The sequence below is a fragment of the Pradoshia sp. Z4_20 genome (assembly GCF_058216035.1).
Genome location: NZ_JBZAJD010000001.1, coordinates 1192800 through 1213671, shown reverse-complemented (window position 1 = coordinate 1213671; position 20872 = coordinate 1192800). Strand labels below are relative to the sequence as shown.

The 20872-nt window shown below is 36.8% G+C and carries 11 protein-coding genes; all 11 read right to left on the bottom strand.

The window, feature by feature from the left end; translation table 11 throughout:
- Positions 1-554 precede the first annotated feature (554 nt).
- Positions 555-2846 (bottom strand): glycoside hydrolase family 3 N-terminal domain-containing protein, encoded by a 2292-nt coding sequence (locus tag AC4BHP_RS05730; protein ID WP_490551580.1) that lies wholly within the window; start codon positions 2844-2846, stop codon positions 555-557.
- Positions 2847-2940: 94 nt separating this feature from the next.
- Positions 2941-6060, bottom strand: a complete 3120-nt coding sequence (locus AC4BHP_RS05725) for an alpha-mannosidase (RefSeq protein ID WP_490551579.1) — start codon at positions 6058-6060, stop codon at positions 2941-2943.
- A 488-nt stretch (positions 6061-6548) separates the two neighbouring features.
- On the bottom strand, positions 6549-8054 hold the full coding sequence (locus AC4BHP_RS05720) for a response regulator transcription factor (protein WP_490551578.1): 1506 nt from the start codon (positions 8052-8054) through the stop codon (positions 6549-6551).
- On the bottom strand, positions 8047-9837 hold the full coding sequence (locus AC4BHP_RS05715) for a sensor histidine kinase (protein WP_490551576.1): 1791 nt from the start codon (positions 9835-9837) through the stop codon (positions 8047-8049). The genes AC4BHP_RS05720 and AC4BHP_RS05715 overlap by 8 nt, the downstream gene beginning before the upstream one ends.
- Before the next feature lie 134 nt (positions 9838-9971).
- Entirely contained in the window at positions 9972-11423 is a 1452-nt protein-coding gene (locus AC4BHP_RS05710; RefSeq protein ID WP_490551575.1) for an ABC transporter substrate-binding protein, read from the bottom strand.
- A gap of 20 nt (positions 11424-11443) precedes the next feature.
- Positions 11444-12376: a carbohydrate ABC transporter permease gene (locus AC4BHP_RS05705; RefSeq protein WP_139892019.1), complete on the bottom strand. Its 933-nt coding sequence runs from the start codon at positions 12374-12376 to the stop codon at positions 11444-11446.
- A 96-nt stretch (positions 12377-12472) separates the two neighbouring features.
- On the bottom strand, positions 12473-13402 hold the full coding sequence (locus tag AC4BHP_RS05700) for an ABC transporter permease (protein WP_066103708.1): 930 nt from the start codon (positions 13400-13402) through the stop codon (positions 12473-12475).
- A gap of 445 nt (positions 13403-13847) precedes the next feature.
- Positions 13848-16955: an alpha-mannosidase gene (locus AC4BHP_RS05695; RefSeq protein ID WP_139891902.1), complete on the bottom strand. Its 3108-nt coding sequence runs from the start codon at positions 16953-16955 to the stop codon at positions 13848-13850.
- Between the two features lie 17 nt (positions 16956-16972).
- Positions 16973-18853, bottom strand: a complete 1881-nt coding sequence (locus tag AC4BHP_RS05690) for a beta-N-acetylhexosaminidase (RefSeq protein ID WP_490551572.1) — start codon at positions 18851-18853, stop codon at positions 16973-16975.
- Between the two features lie 26 nt (positions 18854-18879).
- Positions 18880-19509, bottom strand: coding sequence for a YesL family protein (locus tag AC4BHP_RS05685; protein ID WP_139891901.1), 630 nt, complete (start codon positions 19507-19509; stop codon positions 18880-18882).
- A gap of 39 nt (positions 19510-19548) precedes the next feature.
- Positions 19549-20865, bottom strand: a complete 1317-nt coding sequence (locus AC4BHP_RS05680; RefSeq protein WP_066103700.1) for a glycoside hydrolase family 125 protein — start codon at positions 20863-20865, stop codon at positions 19549-19551.
- Positions 20866-20872: the final 7 nt, after the last annotated feature.

Here is a 20872-nt window from a genome sequence, read left to right as displayed (position 1 = left end):
TTTTTAGTCATTGCTGTTACATTTCAAAAAACAAAGAGGATGAGACATAACTTATAAACGATCCTGAAAAGACGAACGAAATCTAATTTATCGACTTTGTTACTTATTAAAGAGTTAAGTTGGAAGAAAAATTCGTTCCATTGCGCGCTTACTCCACTCGCTTTCCGCGGGGAGGAAGCTGAGCCTGCGGGGTCTCAGCCTTTCCTCTACTTCCCGCAGGAGTCGGTGGCTTCCGCTCCATTCCACTAAGTTTAATAATGATATACAGAAGTAACCAATCTATTGAAAAAAATAAAAATCCAAACTATTAGGCGAAATATCTATTAAAATATCACCTAATAGTTCGGATTTATCATTGACTGAAATACTTATGTCCCAGCCTCTTTGTTTACGATCATTTCTATCTACTTGTAATAAAAATAGGTATTTTTTTATTCAAAAAGAAGAACTAATAAACACATTACCAAAATAGGTGCTAACCTCTTTAAAATCGTTTTAATAGAAAAGGCTTCCTCTTAATCTCTAAATAAACTGCCCCAAAAATTTAAAAATCATCAGCCGATTTTAAGTGATACTTTTAGGGATTCAACAGGATTGCCAACTTCTAAATCAAAATTTCCCGGCTCTATGGTATACTGCCTTTGATTTCCGTAAATTTGCAATTCTTCTTTTCCAATATCAAAATTTACTTCTTTTGTTTCCCCAGCTTTTATCCAAACCTTTTTAAATCCTTTTAATTCCCGTACTCTTCTTGTAATGCTGGATTCTTTTCCCTTTAAATATAACTGAATAACATCATATCCATCACTGCCACCACTATTGGTAACATCTACTGAAAGATTAAATATTTGTCCAGCTGAAAGTTTATCTACTGAAATAGCCTGTTCCGAGCATTGTAGATTTTCATAAGTAAAGGTCGTATAAGATAGCCCAAATCCAAATGGGAAGAGACTGCTGCCTATCATATCAAAATAATCTTTTTTGTAATTCCCATCCTTGTGATTATAAAATACAGGAATCTGCATAGAAGACCTCGGGATGGAAACAGGCAATCTACCGCTTGGATTGACGTGTCCAAACAATATTTCTGCAATTGCCTGTCCACCCATTTGCCCTGGGTACCATGCGCTTAAAATCGCTGGGGCGTTTCCAGCAATCCAAGGGATCGCATGTGGGCGGCCCTGTATCAAAATCGTAATGGTTGGCGTACCTGTCTTCATGATTCGCTGCAACAATTGCAATTGATGACCGCCTAACTCTAAACTAGCTAAGTCTACATTTTCGCCGCAATCCATTTCCTCTTCTCCTGTTATATTAACGACTGCTCCATTTAAATCGAACTGTGCCTTAAAGTCTCTTGCGCTCGACCCACCTAGTACCACAATAGCTACATCCGAGCTTTCAGCAAGACTGACGGCTTTCTCGATTCCTTCCGCAGACCGTGAACGAATGCCACATCCTTTTTCATATACAACTTCTGTCTCCCCTGCAAGCTTTTCGATTCCCTTAAGAACCGTAATAACATGATCTTCTTCTTGGAACGGCGTGTAATCACCCAATTGATTGTAGATTGAATTGGCATTGGGCCCAATTACCGCTATTTTTTTTAAGTTATTCTTTAGCGGGAGAATTCCCTCATTTTTTAATAAAACAATCGACTGCCTTGCTGATTCTAAATTAATTTCCTCTTTTTGTGCAGTAATTCCAGCCCACTTGGTTACAACATAAGGATTTTCGAATAATCCCATTTTAAATTTCAATGTAAGAACTCTTCTAACGGCTTTATTAAGTTGTTCTTCACTAACAAGACCATCTTCAATAACCTTTTCTAAGGTGGTATATACATTATCCCAAAGGCTTATATCTATTCCGCTTTCAAGAGCCAGCGCAGCCGCCTTTTCTCTGCTTTGGGTCAAGTTGACCAAATTGTCTAGAGCGCAGCCATCTGCCATAACAGCACCGTTAAAGCCAAATTCCTCTCGTAAGATTTCATTGAGTAGATAGCCATTTGCATGGCATGGAATCCCATCGATTTCATTATATGCGGCCATACAAGCAAGTGCCCCGGAGTGTATAGCCGCAATCATTGGAGGCAGATGGATCTCCCTTAATTCTCGTTCACCTATAGATGCAGGTGCAGCATTATGGCCACCTGTTCCATTGCCCTGAGCTGCAAAGTGTTTTAATACCGCCACAAGTTTTCCAGCTTGAATAGTTTCACCATTATCTCCCTGCATTCCTTTTACCACTGCTTCTGTTAACCTTGAAGCTAAGTACGGATCTTCACTGAAGCATTCTTCTGAACGTCCCCATCTGGGATCCCGCAAAATATCGAGTGTTGATACAAGCGCCATATGAGCCCCTTTTGCCCGAACTTCCTCTGCTACAGCCGCCATCAAATCTTCGTGTAGATCCGGATTCCATGTCGCTCCTACACCTAAATTAACAGGAGTAATCATACTGTCGAGCCCTTGATGACCATGTGAGCACTCCTCTGATAGCAGAACTGGAATACCTAGCCGTGTGTTTTCTTTAATATATTGCTGTATCATATTCGCAACTTCAGCACTTTCACTTTTGGGAATTCCATTTTCATAATGAATGCCTGACCATGGATCGGATCGAAACAAACCGTAAATAACTCCGATTCCATCCCCAAATCGCACGTGGTTTATAAACTTTTCTGTTAATTCGTACCCTGATTCTGTTTTTCGGTAGGCTTCCCAACCATACATCTTTTGGTTTACCTGACCTACCTTTTCCTTTAGTGTCATTTTTGAAAGTAATGATTCTACCCATATTGATATCATTTCTGTTTCGTTTACTGAATCCATCGCATTATCCATCTTTCACCACCTCCTCTACCCTCATGGCTTGGATTTATATATGCTATACTGCTTAAGATATTTTGCAGGCGATACAAGATGAAAATCTAAGTGATTAGAATGTGACTAAAATCGTTTTTACTTCAAACGGCTTAAGATAGGAGGATAATTTATTTTTTTGAACCGGAACAGCGTCTTGTTTTTCCTCCAATAAGTTCGTTTCATCAGCAGAAAAAACCGACTTTACAAATGTTACTTGTACTTCTTCCCTGCCGCCGCTTGATTCGTACATTCTTAAAATGATCCCCTTACCATCTTCAGAGGGTTTCAATGTATCTAGAATAGCGTGTTTGCTCTTCAAATCGATAAAAGAATGTGAGTTTGGAAGATTCCCACTATGAGAGGAGGCGTTTACACAAACGATAGGGTGATTCAATTCATAACCTCTCTTAACTACTTCCGCTTCTCTCCAATCCCCTTCATGTGGAAGCAGCGAGTAGGTAAATTCGTGATTACCTAAGTCAGCTGTTGGATCTGGCCATTTAGAAGCTCGAAGTAAAGATAGACGAAGGGTATTATGTTTTACGTCATATCCATACTTGCAGTCATTGAGCAGGCTGACACCATACCCCGCTTCAGAAAGATCCGCAAAACGATGACCGCACACTTCAAACTGTGCTCTCTCCCAACTTGTATTCGTGTGATTTGCTCTCTCCACTGATCCAAATGGAATTTCATATGTGGCTTTTTGACAAAGGATATCAACAGGAAAGGCTACTTTTAATAATTTGTGTTGCTCCTGCCAGTTCACTTTTGTATGAAAATCAATTCGACTACTATGATGGTAAAGAATCATTTCTTGTTCAATAATGGAATTTGACAACTGCCATTTAAAACGAATGGAATCCTGTGTCTCGCCTTTTTGAATATCTTTACCTAGCAAAACTATTGAATCAGCAGGCTGGTCATTAAATTTTGGATCAATATCCCAGGCATCCCACACGATTGGTCGGTCATGAAACAACTGAAATTGGTTGGCTAGTGCATCAGGTGCTAAAACCTCACGTTGTGCCTTTTTGTCATACAAGCGGAGCATTTCCCCTTTTTCATTCCATTCCACTAAATAATATTCAGTTTCCCATCGGCTACCTACTTCCTCATTCACTTTTATACTTGGATTATCATAATCCTTTAACCAGATAGTCTTGTAGCCAAGTTGAGGAATGTCAGATACATAAATAGATAATTCCAGTTGGCCATTTTTCAGCTGGCGGATGTCTGACGGCAAAAAGTCACCATCCTTATTAAGCGCTTTCTTACCTGCCAATTCAAATCCCCCGATAATTCTTACCGTTTCTGACCTCGCCCATGACAAACTGTTAAATAGAAGGAATGGGGTTCCTTCACCCAGCGTATTTATTTGCTTTTCTAATACTACAAGAGCATTATTTTTAACATGCTCACCGGCAGTAAAAATTTCCTTGTAATCAGCTTCTGACTTTTCATACACCTCAGGAATTGATGAACCCGGAATAATATCGTGAAATTGGTTAAGAAGAAGTGATTTCCACCCTTTTTCCAATGACGGAGCAGTACCAACGTTTGCAAAGTAAGCTGCCATAGTACTCCAAAATTCTGCTTCTCGAAAAAGAACCTCAGCCTTACGATTCCATTTCTTATTCCGGGCATGTGTTGTGTATGTCCCTCGGTGAAGCTCTAAATACATATCTCCAACCCATGTCGGCAAATTGGGATCTTCTTGTTGAATACCATCAAAGAATTCGTGTGCTGTACTATTCACCACTGCTGGAAGTCCGGGAAGGGAGGTAGAGCGGTTTATATAATCAATCATTTCTTGTGTAACACCTCCACCTCCATCCCCGTGACCATAGAGAAGCATTTGTTTTGGATATAGTTGCTTTTGTTTATAGCTCCTCCAGTGATTATCAATTTCTTTTGGATGGGTATATTCATTCAAACCATGATTTAAATAGGAAAGAATTCTTGTTCCATCAATTCCCTCCCAATGAAATAAATCATATGGGAATGGATTAGTATCATTCCAGTTCATTTTGGTTGTCATAAAGTACTCTAATCCTGCTTTCTTTAACAATTGAGGTAGAGAGGCGCAATATCCAAATGTATCTGGAAGCCACTCAATTCTTGGCTGTTGACCGAATTCATCTTTATAGAACTTCATTCCATATAAGAGTTGACGCACTAATGATTCGCCAGAAGGTATATTTAAATCAGGCTCTACCCACATACCACCGACAATTTCCCAGCGGCCATCGGAGATATGCTTTTTAACCCTCTGATAGATGTCAGGATAATATTCTTTTACAAATGCGTATGCTTGAGGTTGACTTTGAGCATAGGTAAAGTTCGGATTCTCATCTAGTAAAGTACTCATCGTCGAAAAAGTACGACTGCACTTTCGGACAGCCTCCTTCATCGGCCATAACCAAGCTAAATCAATATGGGATTGACCGACCATTAACATCTGTCCCGGTATGCTACCAGGTAAATGTGCCAGATGTTTAATTAGCTTTTCTTCTATTTCTTTTATCCGTAAACTTTCACGTAAAGATTCAGGTTTTTCAAAAAGAACTTGATACTGAACTTCATTTAGAGCTTCGAAGATTTTTCCTCTTATTAAATCATCTTCAGGGAGCAATTTTGCAGTCTCAAAGTAACATGTAACAGTTGTTAAAAGACTTTTTATTGCTGGATTCGGCAATTCCAAGCACCCATTTATCAGATAAAGAGAAGGCGGGTCATATTCCGCAGGTTCATTTTGATGATTTAATTCATCTACTGCCTGAGGAACAGGATTAAATAATTCTATTTTGATATTAATTTTTTCTTTTCCCCTTGCTTTATCATTAAATGGCACATAATTTCTGTTTCGATCAATCCCTTGATAGGGCAAGCCATCGATCGAAACCAAACCCTCATGATGAGTTGGTCGTCCCTTTGCCCCAACTAGAAAATTTAATCCAAATTGTTGCTTTCTCCATTTTTCTGGTATGTATACATCTTTTTCAAGAAACATAGTTGTACCTGAATTGATTAACCAATCACCATTATTAACTAAAGGAGAACTTTCAGATTCTAATACATACTTAATAGGTTCCTCATATATCGCACGTTTCGTACGCCAATCGGAAATGGGTATAGCTTCTAGAAGTTGGTGATCTGCTAGATAACGAATGAATCGTTCTATTCTTTCCATTACATATCCCTCCAGGTACCTATTGAACAAATTAATAGACAAATTGTATGGCAGATGATAGGTCAGTATCATACTTTCCCATCAGGCACCAACAACTCAAATTACAAAAATCAGGCATTCTAAAAAACCTAGTGCTTTATCTTTTATCAGAAACTCTTCTAAATAAATTCTCCTTACCGTGTATCCAGATTTATCCTGTCGATGAATCAGGCTATGAGAGTTCATGGACATTTATTCAAACAATTATCTTAATCTTCATCTTTCTAAATAGGATGTACTGGTATAAATATGTAATCATTTTCATAATTTTAGCAATAATAAATGCCCCTTCCTATTGGGGAAAATATAGATTCATTGGATAAAATAAAGAATACTCAAATAGAAGATGCAATAAAAAAACGTATCAATTTGATACGTTTTTACTGGTAAATTCATGTGATATGAAAGTGGCCTAGCGATTTATCTTCAATTCCCTTCCACCAGATTATTCAAATCTTTCTCCATTCACTAGGTGTTGTCCCTATATTTTTCTTAAATTGTTTATAAAAGTAGGTTGTATCAGAATATCCTACTTTTTTGCCGATTTCCCCAGCGCGATAATGAGTTGTTTTTAATAATTCCTTAGCTTTTTCTAATCGATATCGATTCAGGTATTCAGAAAACACCAAGCCAACTTCTTTTTGGAATAATTGGCCTAAATAAATGGCGTTTATATGAAACTGCTGTCCAAGTGTTTTTAATGACAGACCTTCATGATAATGTGAATGAATATACTGAAGCACATTTTGCACAATCGGACTTCGACTATGAGTATGTTGATGAATGGCTTGGAGTAAATCATGACAGTACTCTTTTAGGATGGTTGTCATATGACTGATTTCAGTACTATAGACAATCCTTTCAACAGCTGCAGTATATTGAGAAAAATCATCGTGCTGTATGGAATAGTGGATATAGCAGATTAAATCAAATGTATATTTTTTCACTACTTGAGGAGAGATTAAATTTGACTGCTGTGTCAAATTTTCAAAGAAATGATCAATCTCCAATAAGAATACGTCTTCCCCATTCATTAGTTTTTTCACGATATTTTCTTTAATTTCTTTTTGTCTCTTTATTTCTTCCTGCCGATCCATTGCATTTTTATTGGAAATAAGAACATTGGGTTCGAAATTTAACTGCAGCAAACTATTTTCCCTTGCATTCGCAAAACTGTCCTCAAATCCATCAAGCGTATTGACTACCTTTCCCATAGATAAATAAAATAGTCCGGTCCCTAACTGTTCTTTATGTAAATTTTCGACTAGATTTTGATTTTGTCTCAATATATCCTCTTCATCATAACCTCCATAGATGATTACGATTTCCTGGAAAGGGCTAAAGAGACAAAGTGCTGAATAATTTTCCTCAATAAAGCTACGAACTTTGTTTAGTATCTCTCCATCTTGGTAATTCTCAATATTTAATATAGAAACATTATAAAGCTTTTCATTAAACTCAATACTGTATAATAACAACCTTTCATGAAAATCGTGCTGATCTATTTCACCAGTTAAATAGTTCCATAACGTATTATCCAACAGAGTTGTCTCATCATGCTGCTGCCTGGTGTTTACGATCGAATTTAACTTTCGGCCTGTATTTTGGATAGTTGTTAATAATTCTTCTTCATCTACTGGTTTTAGCAAATAATTCTCAATGCCTAACAATAATCCTTGTTTTATATACTCAAACTCTTGATAACCTGTTAAAACAATACTCTTAATCTCAGGCTTTATTTTATTCACTTCCTCAACTAAATCCAAGCCAGACATTTCGCCCATTAAAATGTCCGTGATAAGAATGTCAATTGGATGATTAATTAGATAAGCAAGAGCATCCTCCCCGCTTTCGGCAGTATAGGCAATTTCAAATCCATAATCCTCCCAATCTATTATGGCCTTTAGTCCTTTTGTGATAATCGGTTCATCATCTGCTAATAGTATCTTATACATGTTTGATCTCCTGCACAGGAATAGACAACTTAACCGTTGTACCTTGATCTTTGATGCTGGTCAAGGAAATTCCAAACTGGTCCCCATATTTAAGCTTTAGACGTTGATGAATATTTCTTAATCCGATTGATTTCACACCATCACCTTCTTCATGATTAATATGTTGAACAATGATGTCTAGTTTATCTTCAGACATTCCTTTGCCATTATCTTTCACGATGATATCTATTTTTTCACCTACTTGGTGGGCAAGGATTAATAATTCATTATTAAATTGATTTTTTTTGAAACCATGAGCAAAATAATTTTCAATTATTGGCTGTAATATTAATTTTTGTACCATTGTTTGTTCCACTTCATTTGGAATATTGATATCCACACTTAATTTATCTGGATATTTAAATTGCATCAATTTCAAGTATTGATTAACATATCTGATTTCAGTGTAAAGCGGTACGGTATCTTTAGATTCCAAAGTATAACGAAAAAGCTTAGATAAATGAAAAATCATTTTACTGGATGTTTTAGAACCCTCTACAACTGCAACCATTCGGATGGCCTCAAGTGTGTTAAATAGAAAATGCGGATCTATTTGTGCCTGAAGGGCTTTTAATTCGGCTTGCTGCTGCTTCATATTCAACAGGTAGGATTGTTCAATATACTTATTTAGCTCTGTTAACATCGAATTGATATTGATAGATATCTTCGATAATTCATCTTCTTGCTTTGATATCGGAATTCGTGCATTCAAATCACCATTTTCTACCTTACGAACTATCTTTACGATGTTTTGAATTCGACGGGAATAATTCCTGGTAAAAGAAAAAGTTATTAAAATAGCAGCTAAAATAAGAAAGCAAATAACAACCCACATAGTCCCTCTAATGATCGTCAGCTTTTGCCATCCTTTATCGGGAATAACACTTATGTAAGTAAATTCCCCCATATTAGCAATCGTGTTTATGTGATAGTTTTCTTGCTTCCACTCTATTTTCGTCTCATTTGTTTCTCGTTTCACTTCCCTAATCATATCAATCGGGATACCTTTATTAACCGAATAAGCAATTTCTCCATTTCTATCAATAAGAAAGAAAGATACTGGTGCTCCTTCTTGCTTTCTTAACATTTTGTCTAACCATTCTGTTGAGTAGTAAAATGATATTTCACCAATTCTTTTCAGTGTTACTGGGTTATTCAGTATGATTCTTTTTGTTATTGTGTTTCTTAACTTTCGTTCTTTTAGCAAACCATCCCTGTTTAAGTTAGGTATTCCCTGAGAAAGAGAAGGATCTGCATTTGTACCAAGGTCAATTACGCTTTTATTCCAGCGGACATTATTATTGATTAATAAATATTCAATAGATTGATTCTCATATGAACGTAAACTAATGGCATTTAAATCACTATCCTGACTAAAATAACCATTAAAATAGATATCAATATTATTAGGAGTAAAAGATTTACTTTTCGAAAATCTATCTAAATGGTACTCCAAGTATTTTCCATAACCATTGTTGAGAGCGAAAGTTATATCATTGATCATTTCTCCATTTATATAAAGATCTCTTATAGCTCTATTAATATCTGCATCCTTGGATGAAAAATAATCTTCTACTCTTTCTAATGTCCGTGTATTAATATTAACTTCCTTTTGAATAATAATATCGGAATAATAATTTGAAACCGTAACAAATAAAATGATAACGGTTACAACAATAGTGATAGAGGATATCAAAAACAGTCTATTAAATACATTTTGCGTAAAGCGTTCTTTAAATTTCATATTAGAATCCTTTAGTATACAAATTGTATATATGTTAATTATAACATCGAATAGCAATATTTAGGTTATTAGGTTAAAAAGGAGTATGGTAAATAAAATCAAGCTGGAATGCACCAGCTTGATTTTTATGTTTATTATTGTTTGCTTTTCCATTCATCATATTGCTTTTGAATTTCTTTTAATACTTTATCGATTCCAGCCTCTTTCAATTTTTTATTGAATTTAGGCAGATATTCTTCCGGATCCACTGAACCTGTTCCAAGCGCCGGATAAAACTCCTTCGAAATATTCGTTATCGAAGCAAGCTCTGAGCGAACTGGATCACTATTAAAATTGAAACCAAGGGTTGGTGATTTAACGGCAGAAGCATTAAATTCTTCGAATTTCTCCCATTTATCCTTAGGATCTTCTTTGTATAGGTCTAGGATGAAATGGTTTCCTAAAGAATAGGATGGCATATTATAGCTGTCGATACGTGCAGGAAGATCTTCTATTGTTCCATCTTCGTTTTTCTTATAGTGGGTGCCCTCAATTCCTTTATCTACGAGGTTACGAAGATAGGAATCTGTATTAAGCAAATTTAGGAATTCCATTGCTTTTTTAGGATTTTTAGATGTAGCCGAAATGGCCTGAATTGAACCAGAAACAGAGTCATTTACAATGGTTGGCGGTTCAGCAGGTGCAGACACAACCTCGTATTTAGCTGAACGGGACCAAAGTAAATCAGCATATGGCTGTGATCCACCCATACGTACAAACCAATTTTCCACATCCATTGGCCATGTGTCTTTACTTGTAGCAGCATCTTCTTTTAGATAGCCAGCTTTATAATATTTATGCATCGTTTTAAACATATTCATAGCTTCATCTGTATCAAATGGATTAATCACTTGATCTGTTTCCCCTTCAAATGGGAATGCAAAGGGCATTTCACCATTAAAGACATAGTCATAGCGTAAAAATGCTTTAAATGTAGCCATTGGTGTAACACCAGATTCTTTTTCCTTAATAGTTTTCAGCATTGGCTCTAAATCTTCTAAAGAACCCACTTTAGAAATATCGAAGTTGTATTGGTCTACAAGTCGTTTATTAAACGTATAAACCGTTTGTCTTGCTACCTCTTTATTAGCAGGAATACCATAAATTTTACCATCAATCTTGATACCTTCTAAAAACTGAGGATCAATAACCTCTTTCATCTCTTTTCCTTTATTATTCAACATATCATCAAGAGCCATAAATGCACCCTTTTGGGAATTTTGAACATAATCGGTTCCGTTTGTAAAAATGATGTCAAATTGTTCACCTGAATTGATCATAACTTGCGATTTTTGAGCCCAATCACCCCAATCAATTTGAGTCATTTTCACAGTGGCATTTATTTTCTCCTTTAGGTACTTATTTACCTCATCGAATACTTTATCTGTATCCTTTTGAGGTGTTCCGATGGTGTACCATTTAATTTCGTATGGGTCTCCATCTTTTCCGCCGTTTTCCTCATTTGAGCTTTCTTTGCTGGTGCATGCAGATAGGATTGTTCCAATCGATAGAACTAGTGCTAATAGAATCACAAATTTTTTCTTCATACCTCTCTCCTCTTTCTATATTATTCTTTAACGCCGCCAATAGTTAGTCCGCTGATGAAGTACTTTTGGAAGAACGGGTATGAAACTGCTATTGGTAACGTGGCGATAACAACCATTGCCATTTTAGCTGACTCTTGTGGAATCGTATCAAATAAACTTTGTTGTATTGAGCCAACATCTAAATTTTGCCTCATAAATTCAAGGTTTGCTTCTATTTTCATTAGTAATGCTTGTAACGGCACTAAATTCGGATTATCTATATACAACAAAGCCGTAAACCAGTCATTCCAATAACCTAATGTGCTAAACAATGCAATTGTGGCAATACCCGGTAATGACAGTGGAAAGATGATTTGGAAAAAAATCCTCCATTCACTAGCTCCATCAATTCGCGCTGATTCTAATATTGATTCGGAAACTGATTTCAGGAAAAATGTCCTCATTATGATGATATAGAAAGCATTCAATGCAAGCGGTAAAATTAATGCCCAAATTGTATTTTTCAATCCTAAAAATTGAGTAACAATTATATAAGTCGGTACTAGACCGCCGCTGAAAAGCATTGTGAAAAAGGCTAGGAAAGTAAAGAATTTCCGATATTTAAATTGCGGTCTTGAAATAGCGTAAGCATAAAAGGTAATCATTAACACACTTATAATGGTCCCGAGGATAGTAACAAGAATGGTAACGCCATAAGAACGGAATAATCGTTCCTTCATACTCCATAAATAAAGATATGCATCAGTACTCCACTCTTTTGGAAATAGCTGAAATCCATTTCTTACAATACTTTCTTCGCTTGTAAAAGAAATTATGATGACATAGATAAATGGAAATACACACATGAATGCTAATATTGCCAGAAACACACTGATAATTATGTTTACGACAGGGGAGATTTGCTGGGGGTCTCGATACTTTTTCCTTGTCTTATCCCCTCTTAGCTCTCCCATCGATTGTGAAACGACAACCGGTGCTGGATCTTGCTCTAGTTTAGCCATAAAGTTAGCCGCTTGAGCGACTCTCCCTCCTTTCCGAAGAAAAAAACTTTAAAACAATGCACTTTCCTCATCAATTTTTCTGACTATGTAATTCGTAATCATGACAAGGGTAAAACCTACAACGGACTGATAAAGACCGGCTGCTGTACTCATACCGATATCCCCAAGATTCATAAGACCTCGGTATACGAATGTATCAATAACATTTGTAACCGAATACAATGCTCCGGAATCTCTTGGTACCTGATAGAACAATCCGAAGTCCGAGTTAAAGATCTTTCCGATATTCATAATGGTTAAAATAATCATTAATGGCTTAAGCATTGGTAAAGTAACATGTTTTATTTGCTTCCATTTTGAAGCACCATCAATCATTGCTGCCTCGTAATATGTTCGGTCAATTCCAACTATAGATGCTAAATATACGATACTGCCGTAACCTATACCTTTCCACAAGCTCATAAATACTAGAATAAATGGCCAATATTTTGACTCGCTATACCATGAAATGGGATCAATATTGAACCAACTGAGTACATGATTCATTAGGCCATGATCAGTACTTAAGAAAGTAAAAACAAAATAGCTGCCAATAACCCAGGAAATAAAATGTGGGAAAAGGATAGAAGTTTGATAAATTTTTGATTGCTTTTTATTCACTAGCTCATTAAGCAAAATGGCTATTCCCACAGCAGCAATAAGCCCAACAACAATAAAGATAATATTATATAAGAGAGTATTTCTTGTTATAATCCATGCATCATTTGTACTGAACAAATATTTAAAGTTATCCCAACCTACCCATTCACTATTGATAACGCTTGCAAAAAAACCGTCTGGATGGATTCGAAATTTCTTAAAAGCTAATACTTGTCCAAACATAGGTAAATAGGAGAATACCAATAACCAAATGGTTCCAGGCAGGACCATTAGAAGCCAGACTCGATTTTTATATAGATCACGTGCAAATCTTTTCAAGTGTTTTTACCTCCCTTCAAACTATGTAAGCACTTTCATAACTATATTTTATAGGGAATAGAGCTTAATTTATAGTTGACTAATTTAGGATTAACTGGAAAAAACTTAGAAACAAGATGTTTTTTAGGACTTTTCATAAAGAATAACAAAATCGATTAAAAGATGAATTACTAAACGGCATTAAACGACATCTTTCAGCAATTTTTAAAGCTTAACCTACAACTAGGTTAACATGGCATAATTTTAAGATAGTAATCTTCATGCTATTTTACTTTGTTGTATTTACTAAACACTTTTACGTAATTTAATAAATTTTTAAACAATGTAAGTTTACCTAAAACTTGAAGTTATGTAAGCTGATGCTAAAGCGAAATAGTAAAAGCGAATTGCCTATATAAATACAAAAAATGAACGGAAAGAATGATCAAACCGTTCATTTTTCTGATTATGTTATTCTGATTGTTTTTATTTCATAAGGCCAAATTTCCATCTTAATCGGTGCAGATGATTCTGTACCGATAGGTTCTTCCATTAAATTCGTCTCAATCCATGATGAGTTATCTGTGTGGAAATTCAATGATACCGTACCCCTGCGCCCCTCATATTCATGAATCCGAACGATAATCCCTTTTCCATCGTGAGCAGGCTTAATAGCATCTATCCAAATATGGTCCGAATCAGTTTCTAAGAAAGATTCCTCTCTCGTCCATTTTCCTTCTGTAGATAAAACCGGTGCATTTAAATCCCAAGCTTTTTCCACTGTTTTCGCTATTCTCCAATCTCCTATATGCGGATAAAGAGAATAAGTAAAGGAATGTTGCCCCTGATCAGCTTGAGGATCTGGATGAATTGCCGATTTTAATAAAGTTAAACGCATCACGTTCTCCTTGATGTCATACCCGTATTTTGAATCATTTAGCAAACTGACTCCAAAATCTGGTTCTGATAGGTCGGCCCACTGATGACCGACAGTTTCAAACCTTGCCATATCCCAACTGGTATTCCAATGCGTAGGACGCTTTACATTACCATATTGAATATCATAAGTAGCTTCTGTAGACCGAATATCAACAGAGAACGATGCTTTGAGCAACTTCCTTTTTTCATGCCAATCAACATCAGTTATAAAATCAATCCGTCGATCATTATGATAAAATCTGATTCGTTGAGTAATGGACGAATGATGATACTTCCAAGTAACAAGAAGGCTAAAGAAAAGCTCACCATTTTCCTCCACTTTAAATGTACTAATATCACGAATTTCTTCCATTTTTTCTTGATAGAATAGATCAATATCCCAAGCATCGTGTGCAAGAGGCTTATCTTCAAAGATTTGCAACACATTTCCATTTTGACCATCTGCTAAAATATTACGATTTGTTTCTTTATCGTAAATTTTGATCATCTGACCATACTCATTCCATTCAACTTGGTAGAATGCCGTTTCTAATTTTCTATTATGATAAATAAAATTAGAAGCTGCTGGAATTATTTCATCCGGCTCAAAATTTAAGACAGCTACACCAAAAGAAGGTAGGTTTTTCACTTCAATTAACCACCCATTCTCACTCTTTTGATGGTTTAACTCATGTCCTTCTCTATCTGTCCAAACCCCAGCGTTAAATTGTGCGAATTGAGACACGAATACATTCCTTTTATCCTTACAATGAGTAGCATTAAATAAAATCGCAGACTGTCCCTTCTCTTCAACGTTCTTACTAATAATGTTTGCTTCCACTTGTTGAACAATCTGTAGTGCTTCAGCGTATTCTTCCATCGCATCTTCATATACTTCATGTATCGAGGAACCAGGGATGATATCATGAAATTGATTTCTTAATATAATCTTCCAACCATCCTTAAGTCGGTCAAATCCTAGCCATTCTCCCTTGTCAGATAACCAAGAGGATAGGAATTCTGCCCTTCGGTATAAGAGCTCCAGTTGACGATTCATCTTTTTCATAAATGCTTGGCTAGTATAGGTTCCACGGTGATATTCAAGATATAGTTCGCCGTCCCATTTATGAATATAACCATCGGACTTTTCTACATTTTCGTGCAGTTTTCTAAAAAATTCTCCTGCCCCGGATGTTTTCACATTCGGCATTCCCGGCAGCTGATCGAATCTGCGGCGCATTTCAAGCATATGGCGATTAACGCCACCCCCACCGTCACCGTACCCGTATGATAGTAGAAGATCCTTGGATAAATCCTTATCGCGATAAGCTTCCCAAATCCCTTTTACTGTTTTCGCTGTAATGTAGCCGTTATATGTATAGAACCACGAGTCCGGCTCGTTCCAAGGTTCAGGTGTAGTGATAAAATGAGTTAATATCTCTGACCCATCAATCCCCTTCCAAAAAAATGTATCATGCGGCATACGGTTATACTGATTCCAACTAATCTTAGTGGTCATCATCGTTTTGATCCCAGATTTTTTTAATATCTGCGGCAACGCCCAGCTATAGCCAAACACATCCGGTAACCAGAGATAGTCACAATCGATGCCGAACTCTTCCTTAAAAAAATTCTTCCCATAAAGAATTTGACGGACAAGCGACTCACCACTAGGGATATTACAGTCGGCTTCCAGCCACATCGCTCCTCCTGCTTCCCAATGACCTTCTGCAATTCTCTCTTTTATTTGCTCGTATATTTCAGGATAGTCAGCTTTAATATAATCATAGAGCTGCGGTTGTGTTTGCAAGAAGTGATATTCTGGAAACCGATTCATTAGATTTAGTACCGTTGAAAAGGATCGGGCTGCTTTCTCCCTCGTATTTCTTAACCGCCAAAGCCAGGCAACGTCGATATGTGTATGGCCGACTGCATGTATCGTAATATCTGAATTTTTATCAACTGATCTAAGCGTTTCTTTTATATCGGTCTCCGCTTCATAACATGATTCATAGAATTCAATGCTTCCTGGATCAGTCCAATTAATTCGGAATAAAGCGTCCTGAATCATTTTCTTTAAAAACGAATAATGAGAATCTGCTTCCATGCTTTCTTTTAATACCTCATAAGAAGCTAAAAGGGTATAGTATAAATCATCAATACGAGTATCCAGCCAGCCAATCTTCGCGGTTTGGAGTTTAAATTCATTTTCAACAGGAGGGCCTCCGCCTTCAAAGCCGGACCATAATCGAAAATCTAATCGTATGGATCCTTGCGACGTCTCTTGGTCGAAAAGAACTTCTTCATGATTGGAATCTACTCCTTGTACGGGCTTTCCATTAATAAATAATAAGGACTCAAAACCAGAGTTATTTCCTCCTCCTGTTTTCCCAAAAGAAAATAGTCCGACAATTTGTTTATTATTATATGGGAGGTGGCTATCGACATTAGCATGTATCCACATGTAACGATCTCGTCCCTTCCAATAGTTGCCTAACCTCATTTGATGATGTTCATCGTATTCCAATGGTGGAAAGGCACCAATCCTACCATTGTCACTGCAGGTGTTAAATTGAGGAATATCATAGCAGTCACGGTAACGATACTCCCCTAGTTCTTGAATACGTGCTTCAAACTTTCTTTCGGTTAAAAACATGTTTTCACTCCTATGTTTTAGATTGAAAAATTACCAGCAGTGACAATTCGATGATATATATTCCCACCTACTAATCCATCTACAATCTCCCAAGGTCCATCGTGAAGCAGTCGTTTTTCATCTAATTCATTAATTTGATCAATTCTTCCATCAAGCCACTCATTGAGACGATATTTTATGGTGTCAATTCTTGTAATAACCCCCCCATAGCGGATATCAATAACTTCCCAACCGAATGGTTTATAGGCTGTAAACCAAATATCACGATGTTTTTGACGGAGCAGGTCCACGTTAGTTTGAATCCAATCGAGTTTAGGTAAGAATGAACGGATCTGTTCAACATCCTTTTTGTCATAAAGCTCCTTTAACTGAAGGCCTATTTCCGCCTTCACACTCAACACTCTAGCCAGCTGCCCATAAAAGTCGAATAAATGCTCCCAATCAGGATTATGAAGTTTAGCCTTTTCAATCTCATAAACTAGCTTATTATAATGTTCGCCAAGCCCTAAACCTCGAACATTCTCATCATAGAGACCGATTAAAATATCTTGATACAATAATATCTTCGAAGTCATGGATGTGTTCATATTATTCTCCATGACTCCTGGCGTTTCATCCAAGTGTTTCAAAATCATAAAATCTTCAAAGTGTCCTTGACAGCAAAATGCAAAGCGGTCGCCGACTTGTTCATTCGTTACTACTTGGTGATAGGTATGTTCAGCAAATAATTGAAGGATCGGATAAGCCGTTGAGAAAGGTGTCTCTGCTCCATTATCACCCCAGAGTGTAACAAAGACTTCCTTAACTCCTTCTTTTTTACATGCGGCCATAGCTGCTTCAGTAGTAGCAATTGCTTTTCCGTAATTCGGTGCAATTCCATTCCATGTCCATGCACCGCCAGCGAAAATTGGTAGGCGACCTAGATCTTTATGATGTTGGATATATTCTTCATATACCTCCTGCTCTTTACGATAATAATTCCAATAGACAAGGTCTACATCCGGAATTCCACCTAAAATTTCTTCGCTAATATGACCTTTTTCATCATGGTATTTACTATCCTTGGAGAATAGAGGGAAATACATATCACTCCATATCATTGGTTTATAGCCATACTTTTCGGTAATTGCTACAACCTTTTGTATGTGGCGGTTCATAATTTCAATATGATTCACATAACCGTGGTTTTCCAAATACCTTCCAAGTCCTAACTGGAAAGTTTCATCCATTCCAATATGAATACGTTTCGTATGGAAAGCTTCAGAAACGGCTTTAATACAGTTCTCCAAAAATTCATAGGTCTTCGGCTCATCCACCAATAGGATATCATCGGTATCTCTAAATTCAGAAGCATAGTTCCACTTCAGCGCTTCCCGTAAATGCCCTAATGTTTGGATACATGGAATCATTTCAATTCCAAGTTTATTGGCATAATTATCACATGCTTTTAGCTCTTCAATTGTGTATCGTCCTCGCATATAACCAAAATAAGGATGCTCCTTAACTTCATAAGTGTCCTCTGTGTAAAGCATCAATGTGTTAAGTCCCATAATTGCCATTTTTTGCAGCAGCTTTTCCAATTCAGTAACTGTTGGGACGGCATTCCTTGAGGCATCAAGCATTACACCACTCATTTCAAAATTCGGGTCTTCTGATATATCAAATTCATAGTTTTTCTGATAATTCTCAATCCACAAACCTAAAGCACGAAAAAAATGTACCGGCTGATCATAGCTAATTTCCCCGCTACCGTTTTGATTAGCAACCCTAAGCTGTCCACTTTCATTTTTCACCTGAATGGGATGCCCTTCCGTGGAAAGCTCTATATTTAGATGCTTAGACAGAATCTCTATACCATTTTGTACTGAATTTACATCTCCCTTAATATGCAATTTCAAAATAAACTCCTCCTTAAAGATTGTTTTTAGTAACCTTTATTGCTACTTACTTGACTATCTAAAGCTGTAAATCGGCTAAGACAGATTCTCATCATCCAAAAGGCAGGCGCAACTGCAGACACAAATAGAATAAGACCTGGATACTCATTAATCATATAGCCAATCAGGATAAGGCCAATCAAAATGAGTATAGTAGAAGGCAAGCTGGTCGCTGCAAACAGAAATGACTGTTTAATGTAATCCCTATTTGGTAGTTCATAATGAGCATAGATTGCAAAAAAGTACCCAATCGCTAAAAATAACACGCATACAAGAATGTATAAGAAGATAGAAAGAAAACTAGCCAAAAAGCCTGTCATCACTTGGTCAACTATTCGAATATCAATAAACAGGAAAAGTCCGATGCCATAGAAAATCAAGCCATTTACATTACTTCTTCTCCATTCTTGAAAATAAATCTGCTTAAATGTTTTTAAAACAGGTACATCCGTTTCGTTTCTAATCCATTTTCTTAATATCGTAAATAAAGCCACCGACGCAGGGAAAAATCCGAATATGCCTAATCCAAGGATAGTAAACGCAAACCAACACCAATTGACTAAAATCACTCTCCAAATCCACTCACAAACACCAATGATCCATGGCACTTTTTTCATTGCTTCATCCCCTCAAATGAAAATTCTCCTTCAAGATACTTATTGATTTTTAATCAATTGGTGATAAAGCGGGCTTCCTTTTACCGCTTTCCCCGTTAAACTTAATACAAATTCACTAAACATTGTGTTAGCCCAAGCAAACCAATCTCTTGTAAATTCTTCTGGGCAATCGGCGTTAAAGCCCTCATGCATATACGCCGTTCCGCCATCAGTTGTTTTAAAATAGTCTAGTATCATTTGTTTTTCGCCTTCAACCGTTGTCGTCATTCCTTGAATTGCAAGTGCAATATGCCAGATATAATGATCAGGTGTATGTGGACTTCCGATTCCATTTGCAAATTTCCCTTCATAATAATATGGATTATCCCTACTTAATATAAATTGGCGTGTATTCGCATATACTTGATCTTCATATGGCATGTATCCTAAATAAGGAGCAGCCAGCAGGCTTGGAACATTCGCATCATCCATTAAATTGACCCTGCCCTCACCATCCGTTTCATATACATACATGTCACCGTTAATTGGGTGAGAGAACTTGGCAAAAGTTTCGATTCCTTGTTTTATTTCATTGCGAAGATTCAGACATTCTTTGCTTAATATTGGTAGGTTCAATACTTGATTGCTGATTTCAGCTGCATATTCAAGTACTACCACTGCAAACATATTAGAGGGCACTAAATACCCGTAAGTACAAGCGTCATCACTTGGACGGAAGGCACTCCATGTCATTCCGGTCGGTACAACATGTCCTCCTTTTCCATGACGTATTAATGTGTCGGACTGACGAACTTCTGCACGTTCAAACCGGTATGGTGAATGATTTTCATGATCCTGCTCCGTTCTCCATACATGAAGAATTGTTTTCATAACATCCTGGAACGATTCTTGTAAAAACGCAGTACGTCCTGTAGACTTCCAAAATAGGTAAGCCAGTTGGATTGGATAGCACAAAGAATCAATTTCATATTTTCGTTCCCAAATATGTGGGGTCATCGTTGTTATGTCGGTTTGATAACCTTTGCCGTTGGCACTTTCATTAAAAGCATTAGCATACGGATCATGAAGTATAAAAGAAAACTGTTGGCGAATTACTCCTTCGATTAAATCCGCTAATTCTTCATCTTCTTCTGCTGCCAGTAAATAGGGCCTTACTTGTGCAGCTGAATCGCGGAGCCACATTGCCGGAATATCACCGGTAATTACGAAGGTTTTGCCATCTTCCTGTTTTTTTAAAGTCGTTGTAAACGTATTAACAAAACATTGCTCAAACATTCTTTGTAATTTTGCGTCTTCCGGAAAAAAGTCATTTACATGTTTGATAAGTCTCTGCATTGATTTAGGAATAGTTATCATCAATTCA

What these genes read in the sequence shown, in the direction of transcription:
- AC4BHP_RS05720 (WP_490551578.1), bottom strand. Translation starts at nt 8,054, where the DNA reads ATGTATAAGATACTATTAGCAGATGATGAACCGATTATCACAAAAGGA.
- AC4BHP_RS05715 (WP_490551576.1), bottom strand. Translation starts at nt 9,837, where the DNA reads ATGAAATTTAAAGAACGCTTTACGCAAAATGTATTTAATAGACTGTTT.
- AC4BHP_RS05730 (WP_490551580.1), bottom strand. Translation starts at nt 2,846, where the DNA reads ATGGATAATGCGATGGATTCAGTAAACGAAACAGAAATGATATCAATA.
- AC4BHP_RS05710 (WP_490551575.1), bottom strand. Translation starts at nt 11,423, where the DNA reads ATGAAGAAAAAATTTGTGATTCTATTAGCACTAGTTCTATCGATTGGA.
- AC4BHP_RS05725 (WP_490551579.1), bottom strand. Translation starts at nt 6,060, where the DNA reads ATGGAAAGAATAGAACGATTCATTCGTTATCTAGCAGATCACCAACTT.
- AC4BHP_RS05685 (WP_139891901.1), bottom strand. Translation starts at nt 19,509, where the DNA reads ATGAAAAAAGTGCCATGGATCATTGGTGTTTGTGAGTGGATTTGGAGA.
- AC4BHP_RS05695 (WP_139891902.1), bottom strand. Translation starts at nt 16,955, where the DNA reads ATGTTTTTAACCGAAAGAAAGTTTGAAGCACGTATTCAAGAACTAGGG.
- AC4BHP_RS05680 (WP_066103700.1), bottom strand. Translation starts at nt 20,865, where the DNA reads ATGATAACTATTCCTAAATCAATGCAGAGACTTATCAAACATGTAAAT.
- AC4BHP_RS05705 (WP_139892019.1), bottom strand. Translation starts at nt 12,376, where the DNA reads ATGGGAGAGCTAAGAGGGGATAAGACAAGGAAAAAGTATCGAGACCCC.